16 protein-coding genes are annotated in these 17,252 nt (G+C 66.0%); 8 read left to right on the plus strand and 8 right to left on the minus strand.

Annotated features, from left to right (window positions below):
• Positions 1-3: 3 nt before the first annotated feature.
• From MKCMC460_RS20825 to MKCMC460_RS20845, 5 genes are all read right to left on the minus strand, one after another.
• Entirely contained in the window at positions 4-1,215 is a 1,212-nt protein-coding gene (locus tag MKCMC460_RS20825; RefSeq protein ID WP_236976782.1) for an amidohydrolase family protein, read from the minus strand.
• A gap of 27 nt (positions 1,216-1,242) precedes the next feature.
• Complete coding sequence (locus tag MKCMC460_RS20830) at positions 1,243-2,133, minus strand: enoyl-CoA hydratase (protein WP_236976783.1); 891 nt, start codon at positions 2,131-2,133, stop codon at positions 1,243-1,245.
• 130 nt (positions 2,134-2,263) lie between these two features.
• Positions 2,264-3,175 carry an alpha/beta hydrolase gene (locus tag MKCMC460_RS20835; RefSeq protein WP_236976784.1) on the minus strand — a complete coding sequence of 304 codons (912 nt, stop codon included), beginning with the start codon at positions 3,173-3,175 and terminating at the stop codon, positions 2,264-2,266.
• A 10-nt stretch (positions 3,176-3,185) separates the two neighbouring features.
• Positions 3,186-3,812, minus strand: a complete 627-nt coding sequence (locus MKCMC460_RS20840) for a TetR/AcrR family transcriptional regulator (RefSeq protein WP_236976785.1) — start codon at positions 3,810-3,812, stop codon at positions 3,186-3,188.
• A complete protein-coding gene (locus MKCMC460_RS20845; protein ID WP_236976786.1) occupies positions 3,809-5,140 on the minus strand; it encodes an NAD(P)/FAD-dependent oxidoreductase in 1,332 nt (443 codons plus the stop codon). Before MKCMC460_RS20845 ends, MKCMC460_RS20840 begins: the two co-directional genes overlap by 4 nt.
• A gap of 194 nt (positions 5,141-5,334) precedes the next feature.
• Here MKCMC460_RS20845 and MKCMC460_RS20850 point away from each other — a divergent pair, with 194 nt between their 5' ends.
• Entirely contained in the window at positions 5,335-6,549 is a 1,215-nt protein-coding gene (locus MKCMC460_RS20850) for a CaiB/BaiF CoA-transferase family protein (protein WP_236984288.1), read from the plus strand.
• A 21-nt stretch (positions 6,550-6,570) separates the two neighbouring features.
• On the opposite strand, the gene MKCMC460_RS20855 is transcribed toward MKCMC460_RS20850, so the two are convergent.
• The gene (locus MKCMC460_RS20855) at positions 6,571-7,572 is read right to left on the minus strand and encodes a dihydrodipicolinate synthase family protein (RefSeq protein ID WP_238304757.1); all 1,002 of its coding nucleotides are present in this window, start codon (positions 7,570-7,572) and stop codon (positions 6,571-6,573) included.
• 265 nt (positions 7,573-7,837) lie between these two features.
• Between MKCMC460_RS20855 and MKCMC460_RS20860 the strand changes: the two genes are divergently transcribed.
• Positions 7,838-8,629, plus strand: a complete 792-nt coding sequence (locus MKCMC460_RS20860) for a TetR/AcrR family transcriptional regulator (RefSeq protein ID WP_236976787.1) — start codon at positions 7,838-7,840, stop codon at positions 8,627-8,629.
• Here the strand turns inward: MKCMC460_RS20860 and MKCMC460_RS20865 are convergent.
• Complete coding sequence (locus MKCMC460_RS20865) at positions 8,626-9,525, minus strand: enoyl-CoA hydratase/isomerase family protein (RefSeq protein ID WP_236976788.1); 900 nt, start codon at positions 9,523-9,525, stop codon at positions 8,626-8,628. The genes MKCMC460_RS20860 and MKCMC460_RS20865 overlap by 4 nt on opposite strands.
• On the minus strand, positions 9,522-10,220 hold the full coding sequence (locus tag MKCMC460_RS20870) for a PaaI family thioesterase (protein WP_236976789.1): 699 nt from the start codon (positions 10,218-10,220) through the stop codon (positions 9,522-9,524). Before MKCMC460_RS20870 ends, MKCMC460_RS20865 begins: the two co-directional genes overlap by 4 nt.
• Positions 10,221-10,351: 131 nt before the next feature.
• Here MKCMC460_RS20870 and MKCMC460_RS20875 point away from each other — a divergent pair, with 131 nt between their 5' ends.
• The 6 genes from MKCMC460_RS20875 to MKCMC460_RS20900 are packed head-to-tail and all read left to right on the plus strand — an operon-like array spanning position 10,352 to position 17,247.
• The gene (locus MKCMC460_RS20875; RefSeq protein WP_236976791.1) at positions 10,352-11,173 is read left to right on the plus strand and encodes an enoyl-CoA hydratase/isomerase family protein; all 822 of its coding nucleotides are present in this window, start codon (positions 10,352-10,354) and stop codon (positions 11,171-11,173) included.
• A gap of 14 nt (positions 11,174-11,187) precedes the next feature.
• Positions 11,188-12,009: an enoyl-CoA hydratase/isomerase family protein gene (locus MKCMC460_RS20880; RefSeq protein WP_370652922.1), complete on the plus strand. Its 822-nt coding sequence runs from the start codon at positions 11,188-11,190 to the stop codon at positions 12,007-12,009.
• A complete protein-coding gene (locus tag MKCMC460_RS20885; protein WP_236976795.1) occupies positions 12,009-12,794 on the plus strand; it encodes an enoyl-CoA hydratase/isomerase family protein in 786 nt (261 codons plus the stop codon). Before MKCMC460_RS20880 ends, MKCMC460_RS20885 begins: the two co-directional genes overlap by 1 nt.
• Entirely contained in the window at positions 12,794-14,260 is a 1,467-nt protein-coding gene (locus MKCMC460_RS20890; RefSeq protein ID WP_236976796.1) for a class I adenylate-forming enzyme family protein, read from the plus strand. Before MKCMC460_RS20885 ends, MKCMC460_RS20890 begins: the two co-directional genes overlap by 1 nt.
• Positions 14,250-15,737, plus strand: a complete 1,488-nt coding sequence (locus tag MKCMC460_RS20895; RefSeq protein ID WP_236976797.1) for a class I adenylate-forming enzyme family protein — start codon at positions 14,250-14,252, stop codon at positions 15,735-15,737. The genes MKCMC460_RS20890 and MKCMC460_RS20895 overlap by 11 nt, the downstream gene beginning before the upstream one ends.
• On the plus strand, positions 15,730-17,247 hold the full coding sequence (locus MKCMC460_RS20900) for a class I adenylate-forming enzyme family protein (protein WP_236976798.1): 1,518 nt from the start codon (positions 15,730-15,732) through the stop codon (positions 17,245-17,247). Before MKCMC460_RS20895 ends, MKCMC460_RS20900 begins: the two co-directional genes overlap by 8 nt.
• Positions 17,248-17,252: the final 5 nt, after the last annotated feature.

Here is a 17,252-nt window from a genome sequence, read left to right on the forward strand (position 1 = left end):
CGGCTACGCCGACACCGGCACGTTCGCACCGAGCAGGTCAAGTGCGTTGTCGCGCATGACTTTACGGGTATCCTCGGCGCTGAACTCGGGGAACTGCGGTATGTCGGCGGTGAACGCCATCGGGTCGGCCAGTCCCTCCCCGTGCGGCCAGTCCGAGCCGAACAAGATCTTGTCCACCCCGATCGTCTCGGCGAGCAGCTTCACGTCGTCCTCGTAATACGGTGCGATCCAGACGTTGTTACGCAGCTGCGCGACCGGGTCCTCCTTGAAGTGATAGGGCGCGGTGTTGGCGGCCTTCTTGAGACGCTTGATCAACCGGTAGACGAAGTAAGAGCCGTTCTCGATGCTGGCGACCTTCAGCTTGGGATGCCGGGTGAAGACCTGATGCACGATCATCGACGCCATGGTGTCGTGGATCGCACGGTCGTCGAGCAGCACCTGGTCCAACGGATCCTTTTTGCCGAATCCTTCGAAAGTCGCCTTGCCACCCCACAGCGCGTTGATCGCCAGGTAGCCGCTGTCGCTCAGGTGAAAGCCCACCGGCACACCGGCTTCGGCCAGCCGCGCCCATACCGGGTCATGCAATGGGTCGCCCAATGAACGCGGTTTGACCACCCCGGGTACCGGCGCGGGACGCACCAGCACCATTTTCGCTCCCCTACCGAGCACGAATTCCACTTCCCCGACCGCCATTTCGGGATCGGCCAGCGAGATGATGGGCGCCGAGATGATCCGGTGGTCGGGACGGTCGAAGCCCCAGTCGTCGTCGAGCCACTCGTTGAAGGCGTGCACCGACGCCATCGTCGCGGGAATGTCGTGCTTGAGGGCCTCCTCCACGCCGCAGGCGAAGGTCGGCAGCATGAACACGGTCTCGAGGTTCTGGGTGTCCATCACCTTCACCCGGGCGTCCCGGTTCTGGTATTCGGGATGATTCTCCAGCCGGTCCACCTTCATCAGCGAGGCGGGGTCGACGCCTTCGGGGATCTCGCCGCGGAACAACAGATCCAGGCAGCCCGGCTCGATGATCGGGTCGAAGGTGGGGTTCGGGATGAACTGGTTGATCCGCTCACCGATCACCGCCCAGGTGCGCTTGCCGTCCCGCAGCATCTGCACACCGCGGCGCTTGAACTCCTTGGGCAGGTACCGGGTGAACGAGTCGATCGGTTCGTAGTAGTGGTTGTCGACGTCAATCGCTCGGTAGTCCAACGTGGTCATCGTGGACGTCCTCTCAGTCTGCAATCTCTAATCTTCGGGGCTGTGATCTTCGGGGCTGTCGTCTATCTTCGGGGCGGTCAGAGATGGAAAGTTCGGCGCACGCTTCTGGAAGAACGCGGTGATGCCCTCGATGAAATCGCTGCGGGTCATCGATTCGTGCATCAGCTGCTCGGCCTTCTCGCTGGTCTGCACGATCGGCAGCTCGGCGTCGGCGTAGAGCTGCTGTTTCATCACCGCCAGCGAGCTGGGCGCGCAGTTGCGGGCGATGTCCTCGGCGTAGGACAGGGCGCGACCCAGCAACTGCTCACCCGGCACCACTTCTTTGACCAGACCCAGCTCGAGCGCCTCCTCGGCCAGGAAGGTGCGCCCGGACAGCAGCAGGTCGATGGCCGCGCCCCAGCCGACCAATCGTGGCAGGATCCACGAGATCCCGTACTCGGCGACCAGTCCCCGGCGCGCGAACGACGTGGTGAACTTCGCCCCGGCAGCGGCAAAGCGGACATCTGACATCAGCGCCAGCGACAGTCCGATGCCGGCGACCGAGCCGTTGATCGCGGTGATCACCGGCTTGCGCAGCTGAGTCAGGAAATACGGATGCTTTTCGGCGACCAGGGAACGGACATCCGTCTTGCCGGCCGACTCGATGGTGGTCGACGAGATCGAATCCAGGTCCCCCATGTCCGCACCGACGCAGAACGCACCGCCGCTGCCGGTCAGCAGGATGACCCGGACGTTGCTGTCCGCCTCGGCCGTTTCGACATAGCGGAAGAACCGATCCGTCATCCCCCCACCCCAGGCATTGCGGCGCTCGGGACGGTTGAGGGTGATCACCGCGACGCCGGATTCGGAGACTTCGTAGAGCACCGGCTCGCTGGACGCGATCGGCCGCTCGGCGACCGCGCTGCCGTCGGTGGTCATCGGGGCTGTCCCTTCGTCATGCGGCAACCGTCGGGGGATGACCGGTCATAGGTTGGTACATACTGTATACCTATCGGTACTGCTTTCTGCAATGCGGCCCACCGGTGCCACCGACCCGTCGAACGCCTGCTCAGACCGGCAGTTGCGCCGGCCCCAATGCTCTTGCCAGGAAGCCGATCTGGTCGTTGGACGCTTGGTCGAACCAGTCATGACCGGGCCACACGTCGAAGTGATCGCACGGGTAGTGGTGCACCTGCGCCCGGCCGTGCACGGCGGTCTTGGCGATCGAGGACGCCGGCACGAACCGGTCGAAGTCCGCGATTTGGATCAACAGGGCCGCCCGCAGGCTCTTCGCGGCCGCTTTGGTCTTGACCTTGGCCAGTTCGAACCCCACCCCGGAATCCACTTCGTTGCGCCAGGACGGCCCGGCGATCGAGAGGTAGTTCTCGTACGCTCCGTCCAGCGACAGCGCGCCGTGTTCGCCGGGTCGGGAGGTCAGTTTCATCAGCACCGGGGTGCGCCCGCGCGCTACCGCCCAGCGACTGCGCACGCCGTCGACGGTCGTACGCAGCGCCGTACCCAGGGTGTGCTGTTTGAGCACGGCAGCACCGGTGGCCAACGGATCGGTCAGCGGTGTCATGGCGATCACCGCGACGACGTCGTCGCGACCCGCGGCCACCCGCAGCACGTGCCCGCCGGACATCGAAACACCCCAGAGCACAACGCGGTTCGGGTCGACTCCGGGCAGCGCCTTGGCGCAGGCGACAGCTGCTTGGTAGTCCTGCTCCTGTCGCTTGATCGAAATAGACTGCCGCGGAGCGCCTTCGGAGGTGCCGAAGCCACGGTAGTCGAACGCCAGCACGTCGAGGCCGGCGGCGCTGAACTTCTCCGCGAAGGGTTGCAGACCGGAATCCTTGGTGCCGCCGAAGCCGTGCGCCATCACCACCACCGGCCGGGCCGGCGTACCGTCATCGCGGCCGGCAAAGTGCCAACCGCTGCACATGCTGTCCTGCGATCGGAATGTCAGTTCCTGATAGGACATCTCGCACTCCTCATCGTGTCGGTTCCGCGACGATTCCATAAACCGCACCCAGCCATATCGCCGCCGCACCGTCGAGCAGTTCGGTCCGGTTCAGCGGGCCGCCCAAGGTCATCCGTTCCAGCATGCGGTCGTTGACTTCCAGCAGAACGGTGGCCAGAATCGTCGCGTCGATTCCCTCCGGCGCGGTACCCGCGACGCGTTCGGCACGGATCATGCCGGCCACCGATTCGACGAACGTGGCGCGCCCGTCATCCCACATCCGCCTACCCGCCGCGCTGTGTCCGCGGGCTTGCAGGGCGGCCTTGAACATCGACCGATGCCGCTCCCAGGTGTCGAACAACCCCTCGAGCATGCCGCGTACCCGCTCCCGCGGCGGGCAGTCGCTCATCGTGAAGATGTCGTTGACGAACATGGTGTCGTCGACCATCCGCTCCATCAACGCCGCGACAGCCGACGCCTTGCTCTCGAAGTAGAAGTAGAAGGCCGGCCGGGTGACCCCGGCGCGGGCAGCCACCTCGGCGATGTTCACGTCGTCGAAATCGTGCTCCTGCAGCGTCTTTTCGAGCGCGTCGAGGATGGCCTCGCGGCGCTGGTCGCCACGCTGCGGGGCACGGCGGTCGGTGCGCGCCCGGGTCACAGCGCAGCCCCCGCACGGGCTTCGGCACGCTTCATGCCGGCCGGGATCTCGCGGGCCCGCAGGTCGTGCTCGTAGTAGAAGTAGTCGACCTGCTGGGTGTGCCGCGGCCGGTCGACACAATGCCCGGTGTACAGGCGCTGGTCGGCGTCGATCACCCGCTCCATCTCGTCGACGGACGGCAGCGCGTAGCGGCCGACGGCGTATGCGGCGAGTAACCGAGACTGGCATTCCACGAACGGGAACAGCGTGGGAATGGCCTGGGCGAAGCCGATGAACACCAGGTTGTCCACGCCGGGCTTGAACATCCGCTTGTAAAGCCGGATCTGGTTGTCGGGCGCGTCGATGAAGTCGGGGTCGAAGAACGGGAAGGTGATGTTGTAGCCGGTGGCGTACACGATCACGTCGAAGACACCGCTGGAGCCGTCTTCGAAATGTACTGTGTCACCGTCGAGTCGGGTCACATTGGGCTTGGGCGTGATATCACCGGACCCGAGCCGCAGCGGCAGTTCGACCGACTGGGTGGGGTGGGCTTCGAACAGTTTGTGGTTGGCCGGCGGCAGACCGTACAGGGTCGGGTCGATACCCAGCATCGGGGCCATCAGCTGCGCCAGTTTCCGCTGCCAGGACAGCGGCAGATAGGGCGTGGTGCGGAAGAAGCGGTCGCCGGGCTGGCCGGCGAGGTACTTCGGCACAATCCACGCGCTGGACCGGGTGGACAGGGTGACGGTGTTCTGCAGTGTGCGGGAAGACAATTCGACGGCGATGTCCGCGGCGCTGTTGCCGATTCCCACCACCAGGATGCGCTTGCCGGTGAGCTCCAGCGGGGTGTGCGGGTCGATGTAGTGATGCGAATGGATCGACTCCCCGGTGAAGGTACCCGGGAAGTCGGCCAGGCGGGGATCCCAGTGGTGTCCGTTGCCCACCACCAACAGGTCGAATTCGCGCGTCGCACCGCGCTGATCTTCGATCTCCCAGCCGGCACCCACTTTGCGCGCGTGCACTACGCCGTTATTGAACTCGATGTGCTCGAGCAGCCCGAATGCCTGGGCGTAGGAGTCCAGGTAGGCCTTGATGTCGGAGTGATGCGGAAACGACGGGAAGTCCTCGGGGATCGGAAAATCCTTGAACGACAAGCGATGTTTCGAGGTGTCGATGTGCAGCGACCGGTAGGCGCTGCTGTGTCCGTTGGGGTTGCCGAACGCCCAGTTGCCGCCGATTCGGTCGGACAACTCGAAGGTGGTGTAGGGAACGCCGTAATCCTTGAGCATTTTGCCGGCGGTCAGGCCGCTGATGCCGGCGCCGATGACCGCGGTGCGTGGACGCAACATCACCGGAGGCTAACACCCGTTTTTGACGCGGGTCAATGATTTCTGACAGATGTCAAAAGGTCGGGTGATGGCCGCCGGCACTCGGTTACTGTTGGATCAACTGTACTGGATTCGGCTGATCTGCAGTACGCTGCCTAAGGTGACCGCGCCGCGCTGCCGGTCACCTTCGACAAAGGGTACGAATGATCAAAGTAATGCAAGGCTTTCGGGTCCTGGAGGTCGCACAGTTCACCTTCGTCCCGGCGGCCGGCGCCATTCTGGCCGACTGGGGCGCCGACGTCATCAAGGTGGAGCACCCGCTGCGCGGCGACACCCAGCGAGGTTTCATCAACATGGGCGGCATCCAGGTCGACCCGGAACGGCATCCCCTGATGGAGCATCCCAACCGGGGCAAACGCAGCGTCGGAATCGACATCTCCACGCCGGGTGGTCAGGAGGTGATCTACGAACTGGCCAAGACCGCCGACGTGTTCCTGACCAACTACATGCCCCGGGTGCGGCAGAAGAACAAGTTCGACCTGGAACACATCCGCGCGGTCAACCCGGACATCGTCTACGCGCGTGGCACCGCCTACGGCGACAAGGGCGCCGAACGTGACGTCGGCGGGTTCGACGGCACGGTGTTCTGGACGCGCAGCGGCATCGGGTACGCCTGCACCCCGGAGGAGCTGGGTGCGCCACTGTCGCAAGGGATTCCCGCGTTCGGCGATTCCATCGGCGGCATGTTCATCGCCGGTGGCATCTCGGCCGCCCTGCTGCATCGCGAACGGACCGGCGAGGCGCTCGAACTCGACGTCTCGCTGCTCAGTACCGCCTGGTGGGCGGCCGGCGCGAGCGTCACGCAAGGCATGGAGACCGGCGAGGTGATGCGCGCACCGATGCCGGGAACCACCGGCCCACTGGTGAATCCGTTCATGGGCAACTACCAGACCTCCGACGGCGGCACCATCAACCTGTGCATCATCAGCCCGACCGGGCTGATCCGCGACACCTTCGAGCATCTCGGCATCCCCGAGGCCGCCGACGATCCACGCTTCTCCGAGGTGCTCCCACTGATCCAAAATGCCGGCGAGGCAGCCGAATTGATCGCGAAGGCGTTCGCCGGCAAGCCTTTCGACTACTGGCGAGAGCACCTGAGGACGATGCGGGGCCAGTGGGCGCCGTTCCAAAGCCTCGTCGAGCTGGCCAGCGACGAGCAGGCGCTGGCCAACGACATGATCGCCGAGGTCGAACTCGCCGGCGGCGGTGCGCCGTTCAAGGTGGTGCGCGGCCCGGTCCAGTTCAACCACGAACCGCTGGAGACCACCAGAGCCCCGCAAGCCTCCGAGCACACCGAGATCGTGCTGATGGAACTGGGCATGGACTGGGACCGCATCGCCGAGCTCAAAGACTCGGGCGCCATCGCCTGAACGGGTACGGCCACCTCGCGACTAGATCAGGCCCAGCTTCTGGTAGGCGGCTTGCATCTGGATCCTGGCTTCCTCCGGCAACTCGGCCTGCGGCGGCCGGGAATGCGGATAAGCCCCGATCGGCAAGCCCAGCAGCGAGGCCGCGTACTTGAACGCGCCGCCCCAGTGGGTGAAGTACTCAGGTCGTCCCGGGTAGCAGGTGAACCAGGACCCCATGTCGAGCTCGAACTGGTCCAAGCCCGAATCGCGGCCGTAATCCATGGCTTCCAGCAGCTTGCCGCTCTGGATCAGGTCCCAGTACTCGGAGAAGACAGGGCGTGCCGGGGTTTCGTGGAGGTAGCCTGCGGTACCCAGTTGAGCGGGGCACACGATCCCCTCGCGCAGCCAGCCCGCCCGATACACCGTCTTGTCGCATTCCCACAGCACCAGCCCGGGCGCCAACTCGTGCAGTCGCCGGCTGGCCGCGGGACGGAACGCACCCTCCTTGGTGGCACACACCGCCGGTACTTCGTGGTAGATCCGCGCGCTTTCGGCCGGCGTCAACACGTAACCGGAGGACGGCGAATTGAACATGCCCAGCGCGATGTCGGTACGGGCGGCGATGTACTTGATGAACCGCAGCACGCCCTCGCCGCCGTGCGTCTCCATCATCGGCGTCTGGATGTAGGCGATATCGGCGCCCGACCGCTGGGCGTGCAGCGTGAGATCGAGGCAGTCCTTGGCCGTGATGGCCGCCGTGCAGGCTTGCACGACGACGTCGGGGTTGATCGCACGCGCCTCTTCGACGGCGACCTCGAGCAAGCGCTTGCGCTCGTCGAGGGTCAGTGCCCAGAATTCGGCGATCCCGCTGGTGCACCACAACATCGGGTGGCCCAGATCTTTGACGCAGTAACGCACCAATGTGCGATAGGCGTCCCAGTCGATGTCGTCGCCGTCCTCGCCGCGGAACGGCGTGTACAGGGAGTTGCCGATACCGCGTAGCGCACCGTGCGCCCAGGTGCGCGCCTGCGCTGCCGTAGCCATCGTCCACTCCTCCTGCCGGACAACTGTTTTCAGCCAGCTTCACGTAGTTTCCGGGACACCGGTGCCCCACGCCCGCGGAGGCGCCGGCGCAGCGGCAGATCCGGTGCCACCACTACCGCCGCAGGGCGCTCGGAGACGAGATACCAAAATGCCTACGATAGGGATTACAGTAGCAGAGGTAACATCGGATTCAGCGAGCATCGCCAAGGGCTACCGGTAAGCTAGTCGATCAACGAAACGCCCGGAATACGCAGCACGGATCGTCATGGAGGTGCCCGTAGTGGCAAAGCAGGCAACCGCCGAGAAACGTCAGCGACGCGAACGCGGTTCCATCAATCCCGATGACATCATCAGCGGTGCATTTGAACTCGCCGAACAGGTGTCGGTCGACAACCTCAGCATGCCGTTGCTCGGCAAACACCTGGGTGTCGGTGTGACGAGTATCTACTGGTACTTCCGTAAGAAGGACGACCTGCTCAACGCGATGACCGACCGCGCGCTGGGCAAATACGTCTTCGCCACGCCGTACGTCGAAGCCAGCGACTGGCGCGAGACGCTGCGTAACCACGCCCGCTCCATGCGTAAGACGTTCATGGGTAACCCGATTCTGTGCGACCTGATTCTGATTCGTGCGGCGCTGAGCCCCAAGGCGGCGCGGATGGGCGCTCAGGAGATGGAGCGCGCGATCTCCAATCTGGTGGAGGCCGGGCTGTCACCGGAGGACGCGTTCGACACCTATTCGGCCGTCTCCCTGCATGTCCGCGGATCCGTGGTGCTGCAACGACTGTTCGAGAAGAACCAGACCCCGGACAGCGGCCCGCGCTCGATCGAGGACGCGGTGGGTATCGACCCGCAGACCACTCCACTGATCGCTCAGGTCACCGGCAAGGGTCACCGCATCGGCGCCCCCGACGAAACCAATTTCGAATACGGCTTGGACTGCATCCTCGACCATGCCGAGCGACTCATCGAAGAGGGCGCGAAGTCCGCCAAGACCGGGGCACGGCCACGCAAGGCCGCCAAGTCCAGCACGCCGCGCGCCAAGACGAACGGTTAGGTATCCGTCAGGCGTTCCGGCTCCGGCACGTGAAAGTGCTCGTCGCGCAACCGGAAAGCCTCCTTGGTCCCGTGTTCGGCGCGGGTCTTGACGAAATTGAATTCGCCGGGGCCGAACTGCAGATTGGTGCCGTAGGCGTGGAAGAGATAGCTCGCGACTTCCTCGCCGTTGTAGGCCTGGGTCTGCTCGACGAGCCGGAACGCCTCCTTGGCGATCACGATCCCGTCCGCCGGCATCTTGGCGACCTTCTCGGCCCAGTACCGTGCGCGGGCGGTGACCATGCCGGGATCGCAGGTGTCGGTAAAGATTCCGAGGTGCTCGAGCTGGCCCGCCTCGATGATGTCGCCCGTCAGCAGCAGCCGGCGCGCCAGCACCGGTCCGAGCCGATGGAAGAACATGTGCAGGCTGCCCAGCGCGGGACCGAGGAACCGTGTTGCCGGCATCCCGATCTTGGTGTCGCGGCCGATCACCGAGATGTCGGTCATCAGCGCCATTTCGAAGCCGCCGCCGAGGGCGTAGCCGGAAATCTCTCCGACCGTCACCTTCGGAAAGCCCATCAGGTTGTGATAGAAGCCGAATGATTTGCGGTCCACAGTAAGTCGGCGGCGCTGGCTGGGCCGGCTCCGCTGCGGTCGTTGCTCTTTGCCGGCTCCGTACCAGCCGTAGGCATTGTTCATGTCGGCGCCGGTGCTGAAGACGCCGTCGGCGCCGCGCAGAATGACCACGGTGATGTCGTCGTCGTCGGCGACGTCGTCGAGGTGACGGGCGACGGCGTTACGCATCGCGGCGTCATAGGAGTTGCGCTGCTTGGGGTTGTTCAGGGTGATCGTGGCGATGCGCCGGTCCGGGTCGACGTCGTAGCGCACCCGATCGTCGGTGGTGTCGGTGTCTGTCATGCTTGGGTCTCCGTTCTGCGCCTGCCGAACCGGGTGGTGGACAACTGATCCGGTCGCGACGCCAGGGTGCTGACCTCACCGGTGCACAGCACCTCGCCGTCGAGCAGCAACCGCGCCGTCGAGGTGATCCCCCGCTCCACCTGCGAGCGGGCGATGTCGAAGCCTAATTCGGTCAGCAGCGGTGTCGGACGACGGAAGGTGATGTTCAGCGACCTCGTCTTGCCCGAGCGCCCGGTGTGGCAATTATGGTGCTGTATAACGCAATCGAAGAAGACACCGAGAAAGCCACCGTGCACCAGGCCGGGCGGGCCTTCATACAGCACCGGGAACGTGACGCGTCCGGACGCGGCGTCGGGGTCGAGTCGCTCGAACCGGTATTCGGGGAAACAGGGATTGTAGGCCCCGATGTCGGTGGCGTGGTTCAGATAGACCCGGCGGGCGTCGTTCTCGCGCTCACCGATGCGCGGGGCGCTGTCGGCCGGGGCGGCAGCGGCGAGCTCGGCCTCCCACTCGGCGAACTTGGCCACCATGGCGTCCACAGCCGGGTGCGGGGATTCCAGCGACAGCATCAGCGAAGCGAGCCGGCGCATCGCAGCGGCCGCGGCGACGGTCTGGTCCAGCGGCGTCTCGCCGAATCTGACGGAGGCTTCGGACGGATCGTCGGACGGGCGGCGGCTGCTGGTGCCCTCGGCCATTTCCCCTCTTTGGTCGCCGGTTCCACCGGCCCCGTTTCCGCCGGTTGGGTTTCTTGCTAACTTATACACGTCAGCAATCGTATTGCCTACTGTATGGGTAACCGTAGGGCTGGGGAAGGTCGGAGTCCAGCGTGAGCCACGAGGCGCAGACCGCCGCCGGCGACGGTTCGGTGGCGCTCAGCCGTGCCGACGCGGTGTTGCGGATAACCCTGGATCGCCCGTCTCGGCGTAATTCGTTGACGCCGTTGATGATCGACGCCCTGATCGACGCCTTGACCGACGCGGCCGCGGACGATTCGCTGCGCGCGATCCACATCTGCGGCGCCGGGGACGATTTCTGCTCCGGCTCTGACTGGGTGACCGCGAACCGCCCCGGCGCCGCGCGCCCGCGCGCCGGTGACCTGGTGCGCCGGGTGCCGCACGGAGCACACCGCGTCATCGAACTGGTCCACACCATTCAGTTGCCGGTGGTCTGCAGCGTGCGCGGCTGGGCGGTGGGGCTGGGTTGCAACCTGGCGCTGGCCGCCGATTTCACCGTGGCCAGCCGGGATGCCACCTTCTGGGAGCCGTTCGTGGACCGCGGGTTCAGCCCGGACTCGGGCTCGACGTGGCTGGTGTCCCGACTCGTCGGGCTGGCCCGGGCCCGGCGGATGTTGCTGCTCGCCGAGCAGATCAGCGGCGCCGACGCGGCCGACTGGGGCCTGATCCACCAGGCGGTGACGGCGGACGAGCTCGACGACGCCGCCGAGCGCCTGCTCGCGCGGCTGGCCGGCGGAGCGACGGTGGCGATCGGCCTGGCCAAGCAGGCATTGCAGTACGGTCAGCGGGCAACCTTGGCCGAGTCCCTGAACCAGGAGCTCTACAACCTCGAACTGTCTTGCCGCACTGGTGATTTCAAAGAGGGTCTGGCAGCATTTCGGGAGCGCCGCGCGCCGCGGTTCGAGGGCCGCTGAGCGGTGACACGACCATGAAGGGAACCCCTATGCCCGCGTTCGACAACATCCGCTACGAGGTCGACGGGCACACCGCCACCATCACACTGGACCGCCCCGAGGCTCTCAACGCGCTGAGCCCACACATGATCACCGAGCTGCGAGCCGCCTATGAGGAGGCGGAGAACGACGACCAGGTGTGGCTGACCATCGTCACCGGAACCGGCCGCGCCTTCTGCACGGGCGCCGACGTCAAGGAGATTCCCGAAGACGGCAAGGTGATCTACGAGCGGCCCTACCTGTCGACCTACGACCAGTGGGAGGCGCCGCAGGAGGGCACCCCGCCGTTTCGCACCGCGGCCAAGCCGGTGATCACCGCAGTCAACGGATTGTGTTGCGGCGCGGGCATGGACTGGGTCACCACGACCGACATCGTCATCGCGTCCGAACAGGCCACCTTCTTCGATCCGCACGTCAGCATCGGACTGGTGGCCGGCCGCGAGATGGTGCGGGTGTCGCGGGTGCTTCCCCGCTCGATCGCCCTGCGGATGGCCCTGATGGGCAAGCACGAACGGATGAGCGCCCAGCGCGCCTACGAATTGGGGTTGATCAGCGAGGTCGTCGAGCATGAGCGGCTGCTGGACCGGGCCCGCGAAATCGGCGACATCGTCAATTCCAATGCGCCGCTGGCCGTTCGCGGCACCCGGCTGGCGATCCTGAAGGGACTCAACGTCAACCTGCACGAGGCCGAGATCCTCGCCGAGACGTTCCGCGAGCGGGTGCTGCGCACCGAGGACGCCCAGGAGGGACCGAAAGCCTTCGTGGAGAAGCGCAAACCGGACTGGCAGTGCCGCTGATGACCACAGCTTTCCAGACCATCCTGCTCGACGTCGACGCCGCCGACCACGTCGCGACGATCACGCTGAACCGGCCCGAGCAACTCAACGCCTTCAACCGCACCATGTGTGAGGAGATGGCCGAAGCCTGGCGCAGCGTCAAATTCGACGATGCGGTGCACGCGGTCGTGCTGCGCGCCGCCGGTGATCGTGCCTTCAGCGCCGGACTGGACATCAAGACCTCCTATGGGCAGCCCGACAATGTCTGGAATCACGAGGATCCGGGCGAGTTGCTCAGCCCGAAGTGGCAGAAGATGTGGAAACCGGTGGTGTGTGCGGTGCAGGGGATGTGCACCGCGGGCGCGTATTACTTCGTCAACGAGTCCGACGTGGTGATCTGCTCTACCGACGCAACGTTTTTCGACTCGCACGTATCGGCCGGCCTGGTCTGCGCGTTGGAACCGATCGGCCTGATGCGCCGGGTCGGCCTGGGCGAAGCGCTGCGGATCGCGCTGATGGGGAACGACGAGCGGGTCTGCGCCGACACCGCGCTGCGGATCGGCTTGGTAACCGAAGTGGTTGCCCCGGAAAGCCTCTGGGCGCGGGCCCATGAGATCGCCGCGACCATCGCCGCCAAACCGCCCACGGCGACCCAGGGCACCGTGAAGGCCATTTGGGAGTCGCTGGACAAGCCCTACCGCACCGCTATGGAGCAGGGACTGATTTACACCAGGCTGGGCAATCCGCTGGGCACGGCCGAGCTTGCCGCCCAGCCGAAATCGTCCGGCGCGCCCAGGCTGCGGTGATGAGCCGGCATCCCCTCAGCCGGCGCATCGGGCAGGTGCCGGAGCTTGAGCCTGGCGCGCCTGCCATCGAATACGGTGCCGACTGGTATACGTGGGCGTGGGTCGGCGAAAACGCCCGCCGCATAGCGTCGTTGACCTGTGACCATCCGCAGGTCGGCATTCTGCTGCGCAACCGGCCCGGGCACGTGGCTGCATTCCTCGGGGTGCTGCTGGGTGGCGGCACCGTCGTCACCATCAACCCGTCCCGCGGCGACGACCGCACCCGAGCCGACATCGCCGAACTGCGACTGCCGTTGGTGATCGGCGAAACCGACGATCTGGCCCGATTCGTGGCGGCGGGCACGCCCACGGTCACTATCTCCGGGACGTTGGCGGAGCCCGGGGATCTTAGTCAACCCGTCGGCGATGGAGCCGGTTCGGCTGTCGCGGTCCGCATGCTGACCAGCGGGACCACCGGGCCGCCCAAGCGAATCGACCTCAGCTACGACATGCTGGCGCACAGCGTGATGGGCGCCGGGTACGCCGGCGCGGCCGCGCCCACCGAATTGCGGCGTGGGGTCGCTATCGTCAATTCCCCGCTGGTGCACATCGGCGGCGTGTTCCGGGTACTTCAGTGTGTCGTGGAGCCGCGACCCTTCGTGTTGCTGGAAAAGTTCGAGTTGCAGGCGTGGGCCGACGCGGTACGGCGACACCGGCCCCGCGCGGTTTCGCTGGTGCCCGCAGCGCTGCGCACGGTATTGCACTCCGAGATGACGCGTGCCGACCTGGCCGGCATCCGCGCAGTCACCTGCGGTACCGCGCCGTTATCGGCCGACGACGCCGACGCATTCACCGAGAAGTTCGGTATCCCGGTGCTGACCTCCTACGCCGCAACGGAATTCGGCGGTGGCGTGGCCGGCTGGACACTTGCTGACCATCAGCGGTACTGGCGGGAAAAGCGCGGCAGCGTGGGGCGCATCAATCCCGGCGCCAAGCTGCGGGTGGTCGGCGAGGACGGCGAACCACGCGCGTTCGGCCAGCCGGGCCGGCTCGAGGTCAAACCCGCTCAGCTCGGCCCCGCCGCCGACTGGATGCCGACCAACGACATGGCCCGCATCGACGAAGACGGCTTCGTCTGGATTCTGGGGCGCGCCGATCAGGCGATAATCCGCGGCGGATTCAAGGTCATGCCCGACGACGTGCGCGCCGCCCTGGAGGCACACCCCGCCGTCGCGGGCGCGGCGGTGGTCGGCCGGATCGACGACCGTCTCGGCGAAACCCCGGTCGCCATGGTGGAATTGCGCGCCAGCGCCGAACCCGACGAGCTGGTGGATTTCCTGCGAACACGATTGGCCCGCTACGAGATCCCCACCGATATCGCGATCGTCGACGCCATCCCGCGCACTGCGTCCGGCAAAGCGGACCTCAGCGCCGTGCGTGCCTACTTCCGGCCGGCACCCGCAGACCCCGGCAACCATGTCCGGTGAACCCTGCACGGTCGCCGCCACCTTGCGACGACAAGCCACCGCGCGGGCCGAGCACACCCTGTTGGTATGCGACCGCGAGCGGATCTCGTACGCCGAAGCCGACCGGCGCTCCGCGGACCTCGCCCACGGATTGATCGCCCTGGGGGCGGGCAAGGGAACCCATATCGGGCTGCTCTACCCCAACGGCCCCGAGTTCGTGGTCGCGATGCTGGCCGCGGCGCGCATCGGTGCGGTGGTGATCCCGTTCTCGACCTTCGCCACCCCGCGCGAGATCCGCGAGCAACTGGTGCACAGTGACACCGCGATATTGCTGAGCGCCCGGTCGTTCCGTACCCACGACTACGTCGAGCGACTGCGGGACGTGAGTGCGGGTGCGCCGCTGTTGCGCCACGTGGTGTTCGATTGCGATGAGCTGGCCTGCGATGCCGACGCCGCACTGCTGAACGCACTCGAGGCCGATGTCGACGGCTGCGACGTGCTGGCCATCGTCTACACCTCCGGATCCACCAGCGCCCCGAAGGGGGTGGTACACACTCACGCCGGCCTGCTGGGAAACCAGCTCGGCCTCAATATGATTCGCGGTCTCACCGCCGCCGACAGACTATTCTGCAACTCACCGTTCTGCTGGATCGGGGGGTTCGCGTTCGGGCTGCTGGCCACCCTGTCCGCCGGCTCGACCTTGGTGTGTTCCAACGCCGCCGATGCGGGCGTGACACTCGATCTCATCGAGAACGTGAAGCCGACCATGACAAACGGTTTCGTTTCCGGAATCAGGCATCTCATCGAGCACCCCAGCTACCCCGCACGGGATTTCTCCTCGTCGCGGCGGGGCAATCTCTACCCGATCAACGCACCGGACACACGGCCGGCCGATCCGGAATTGCGGCACAACATGTTGGGGATGACCGAAGCCGGGTCCGTGTTGCTGATCAGCGACGACGAGTCCGACCAGCCCGAACATCGGCGCGGATCCTACGGACGCCCGGCCCCGGGTTTCGAGACCAAGGTCCTCGACTCGGGCGAGCTGTGCATCCGCGGGCCCTACGTGATGCAGGGCTACTACAAACGCAGTCGCGAAGAATGCTTCGACGCCGACGGATGGTTCCACACCGGCGATCTGGTGCGTGTCGACGGCGAGGGATACGTGTACTTTCTCGGACGGATGTCCGGCATGATCAAGACCGCCGGCGCCAATGTCTCCGCCGCGGAAGTCGAAACGGCGATTGGCCGTGCGGGTTTGACGGCCCACGTAGTTGGTCTGCCCGACGCCGGGCGCGGTCAGGTGGTGGCGGCGGCGATCGTGCTACCGGACGGCGTGGCCGGCTTCGACGAAGCAGCGCTGCGTGATCGGCTGCGCACCGAACTTTCGGCGTACAAGATCCCGCGCCGATTCGTCGCCGTCCCGCGCGCGGACGTGCCATTGCTGTCCAGCGGAAAAGTCGACCTGGCGCAACTGAAAAAGCTGTTCGATGCCTGACACCGTCGATGGGCTACTACGGCGCCGTGCTCTCGGCGCAGCGGGCAAGCCAGCGGTGATCGACCCGACGACCCGGCTCAGCTACGCCGAACTCGACTCGACGACAACCGAACTGGCCGCTGCGCTGGTCGCGCTGGGGGTGAGCAAGGGCACCCGGGTCGGACTGATCATGCCCAACAGTGTGCGCTGGGTACAGATCGCCCTGGCGGTCACCCGCATAGGTGCGGTGCTGGTGCCGCTGAGCACGCTGCTGCGGCCACGCGAACTCCGGGCGCAGCTGCGAATGGCGGCCGTTCAGGTGCTGATCAGCGTGCAGGAGTTCCGCAGGCACCGCTACATCGACGACGTCCGGGCCGTGCCACGGATGGATCTACCAGCGCTACATAGTGTTTGGTTGGCAGACGAGCTCTCTTCGGCGCCCTTTGGTGACCGTGGGGCCGTCGCAACGATAGCTGCCACCGTCACGCCGGCCGACCCGATGGTGATCATCTTCACCTCGGGCAGCAGCGGAGCGCCCAAGGGGGTCGTGCACTCACACGGCAGCGCGTTGGGCGCGGTGGGCTCCGGCCTCCACGCGCGCTGCATCGATGCCGGCACCCGGCTGTATCTGCCGATGCCGTTCTTCTGGGTAGGCGGGTTCGGTGGCGGCATCCTGTCGGCGCTGCTGGCCGGTGCCACGCTGGTGACCGAAGAGTCCCCACAACCCAATACCACCCTGCGGCTGCTGGAACGCGAACGAGTCACGCTGTTCCGCGGCTGGCCCGACCAGGCCCAGATGCTGGCACGCCACGCGCAGCGGGCACAGACTGACCTGTCCGCACTGCGGCCGGGCAGCCTGGAGGCACTGCTGCCACCGCAGCAGCGAACGCAACCGGGCGCCCGCGCAACGCTGTTCGGCATGACGGAGTCGTTCGGGCCGTACTGCGGCTGGCGCGCTGACACCGACCTGCCGACATCGGCCTGGGGTAGTTGTGGAAAACCGTTCTCCGGCACGGAAGTTCGCATCGTCGATCCCCATACCGGGGTGCCGGTCCCGTCCGGAACTGTCGGGATGATCCAGTTGCGTGGCCCGCATACGCTGCGTGGCATCTGCCGCCGCAGCCGCGAAGAAGTCTTCACCGTCGACGGCTTCTACCCCACCGGCGACCTCGGGCGTCTGGACGCCGAAGGCTTCCTGTTCTACCACGGCCGCTGCGACGACATGTTCAAGGTCAGCGGCGCCACCGTCTACCCCAGCGAAGTCGAGAAGGCACTGCGCACCGTCGCGGGAGTCGAAGCGGTCGTCGTCACCAATGTGCCCGTCGGCGCTGGGCAGCGGGTGGGAGCCGCGGTGGTGTGCCGTGAAGTTGGGGTCGACCAATTGCGTGTTGCGGCACGCGAATTGCTGAGCGCCTTCAAGGTCCCGACCGTGTGGTTGCTGCTGGACTCCGTCGACGATCTGCCCCGCGGCGGCACCGGGAAAGTCGACGTCAGGTTGCTGCGCGAGATGCTGACCGAAGCGGGGTCTTAGCGTCG

Source organism: Mycobacterium sp. 20KCMC460 (genome assembly GCF_022179425.1).
In the GTDB taxonomy this organism is placed as follows: domain Bacteria; phylum Actinomycetota; class Actinomycetes; order Mycobacteriales; family Mycobacteriaceae; genus Mycobacterium; species Mycobacterium kiyosense.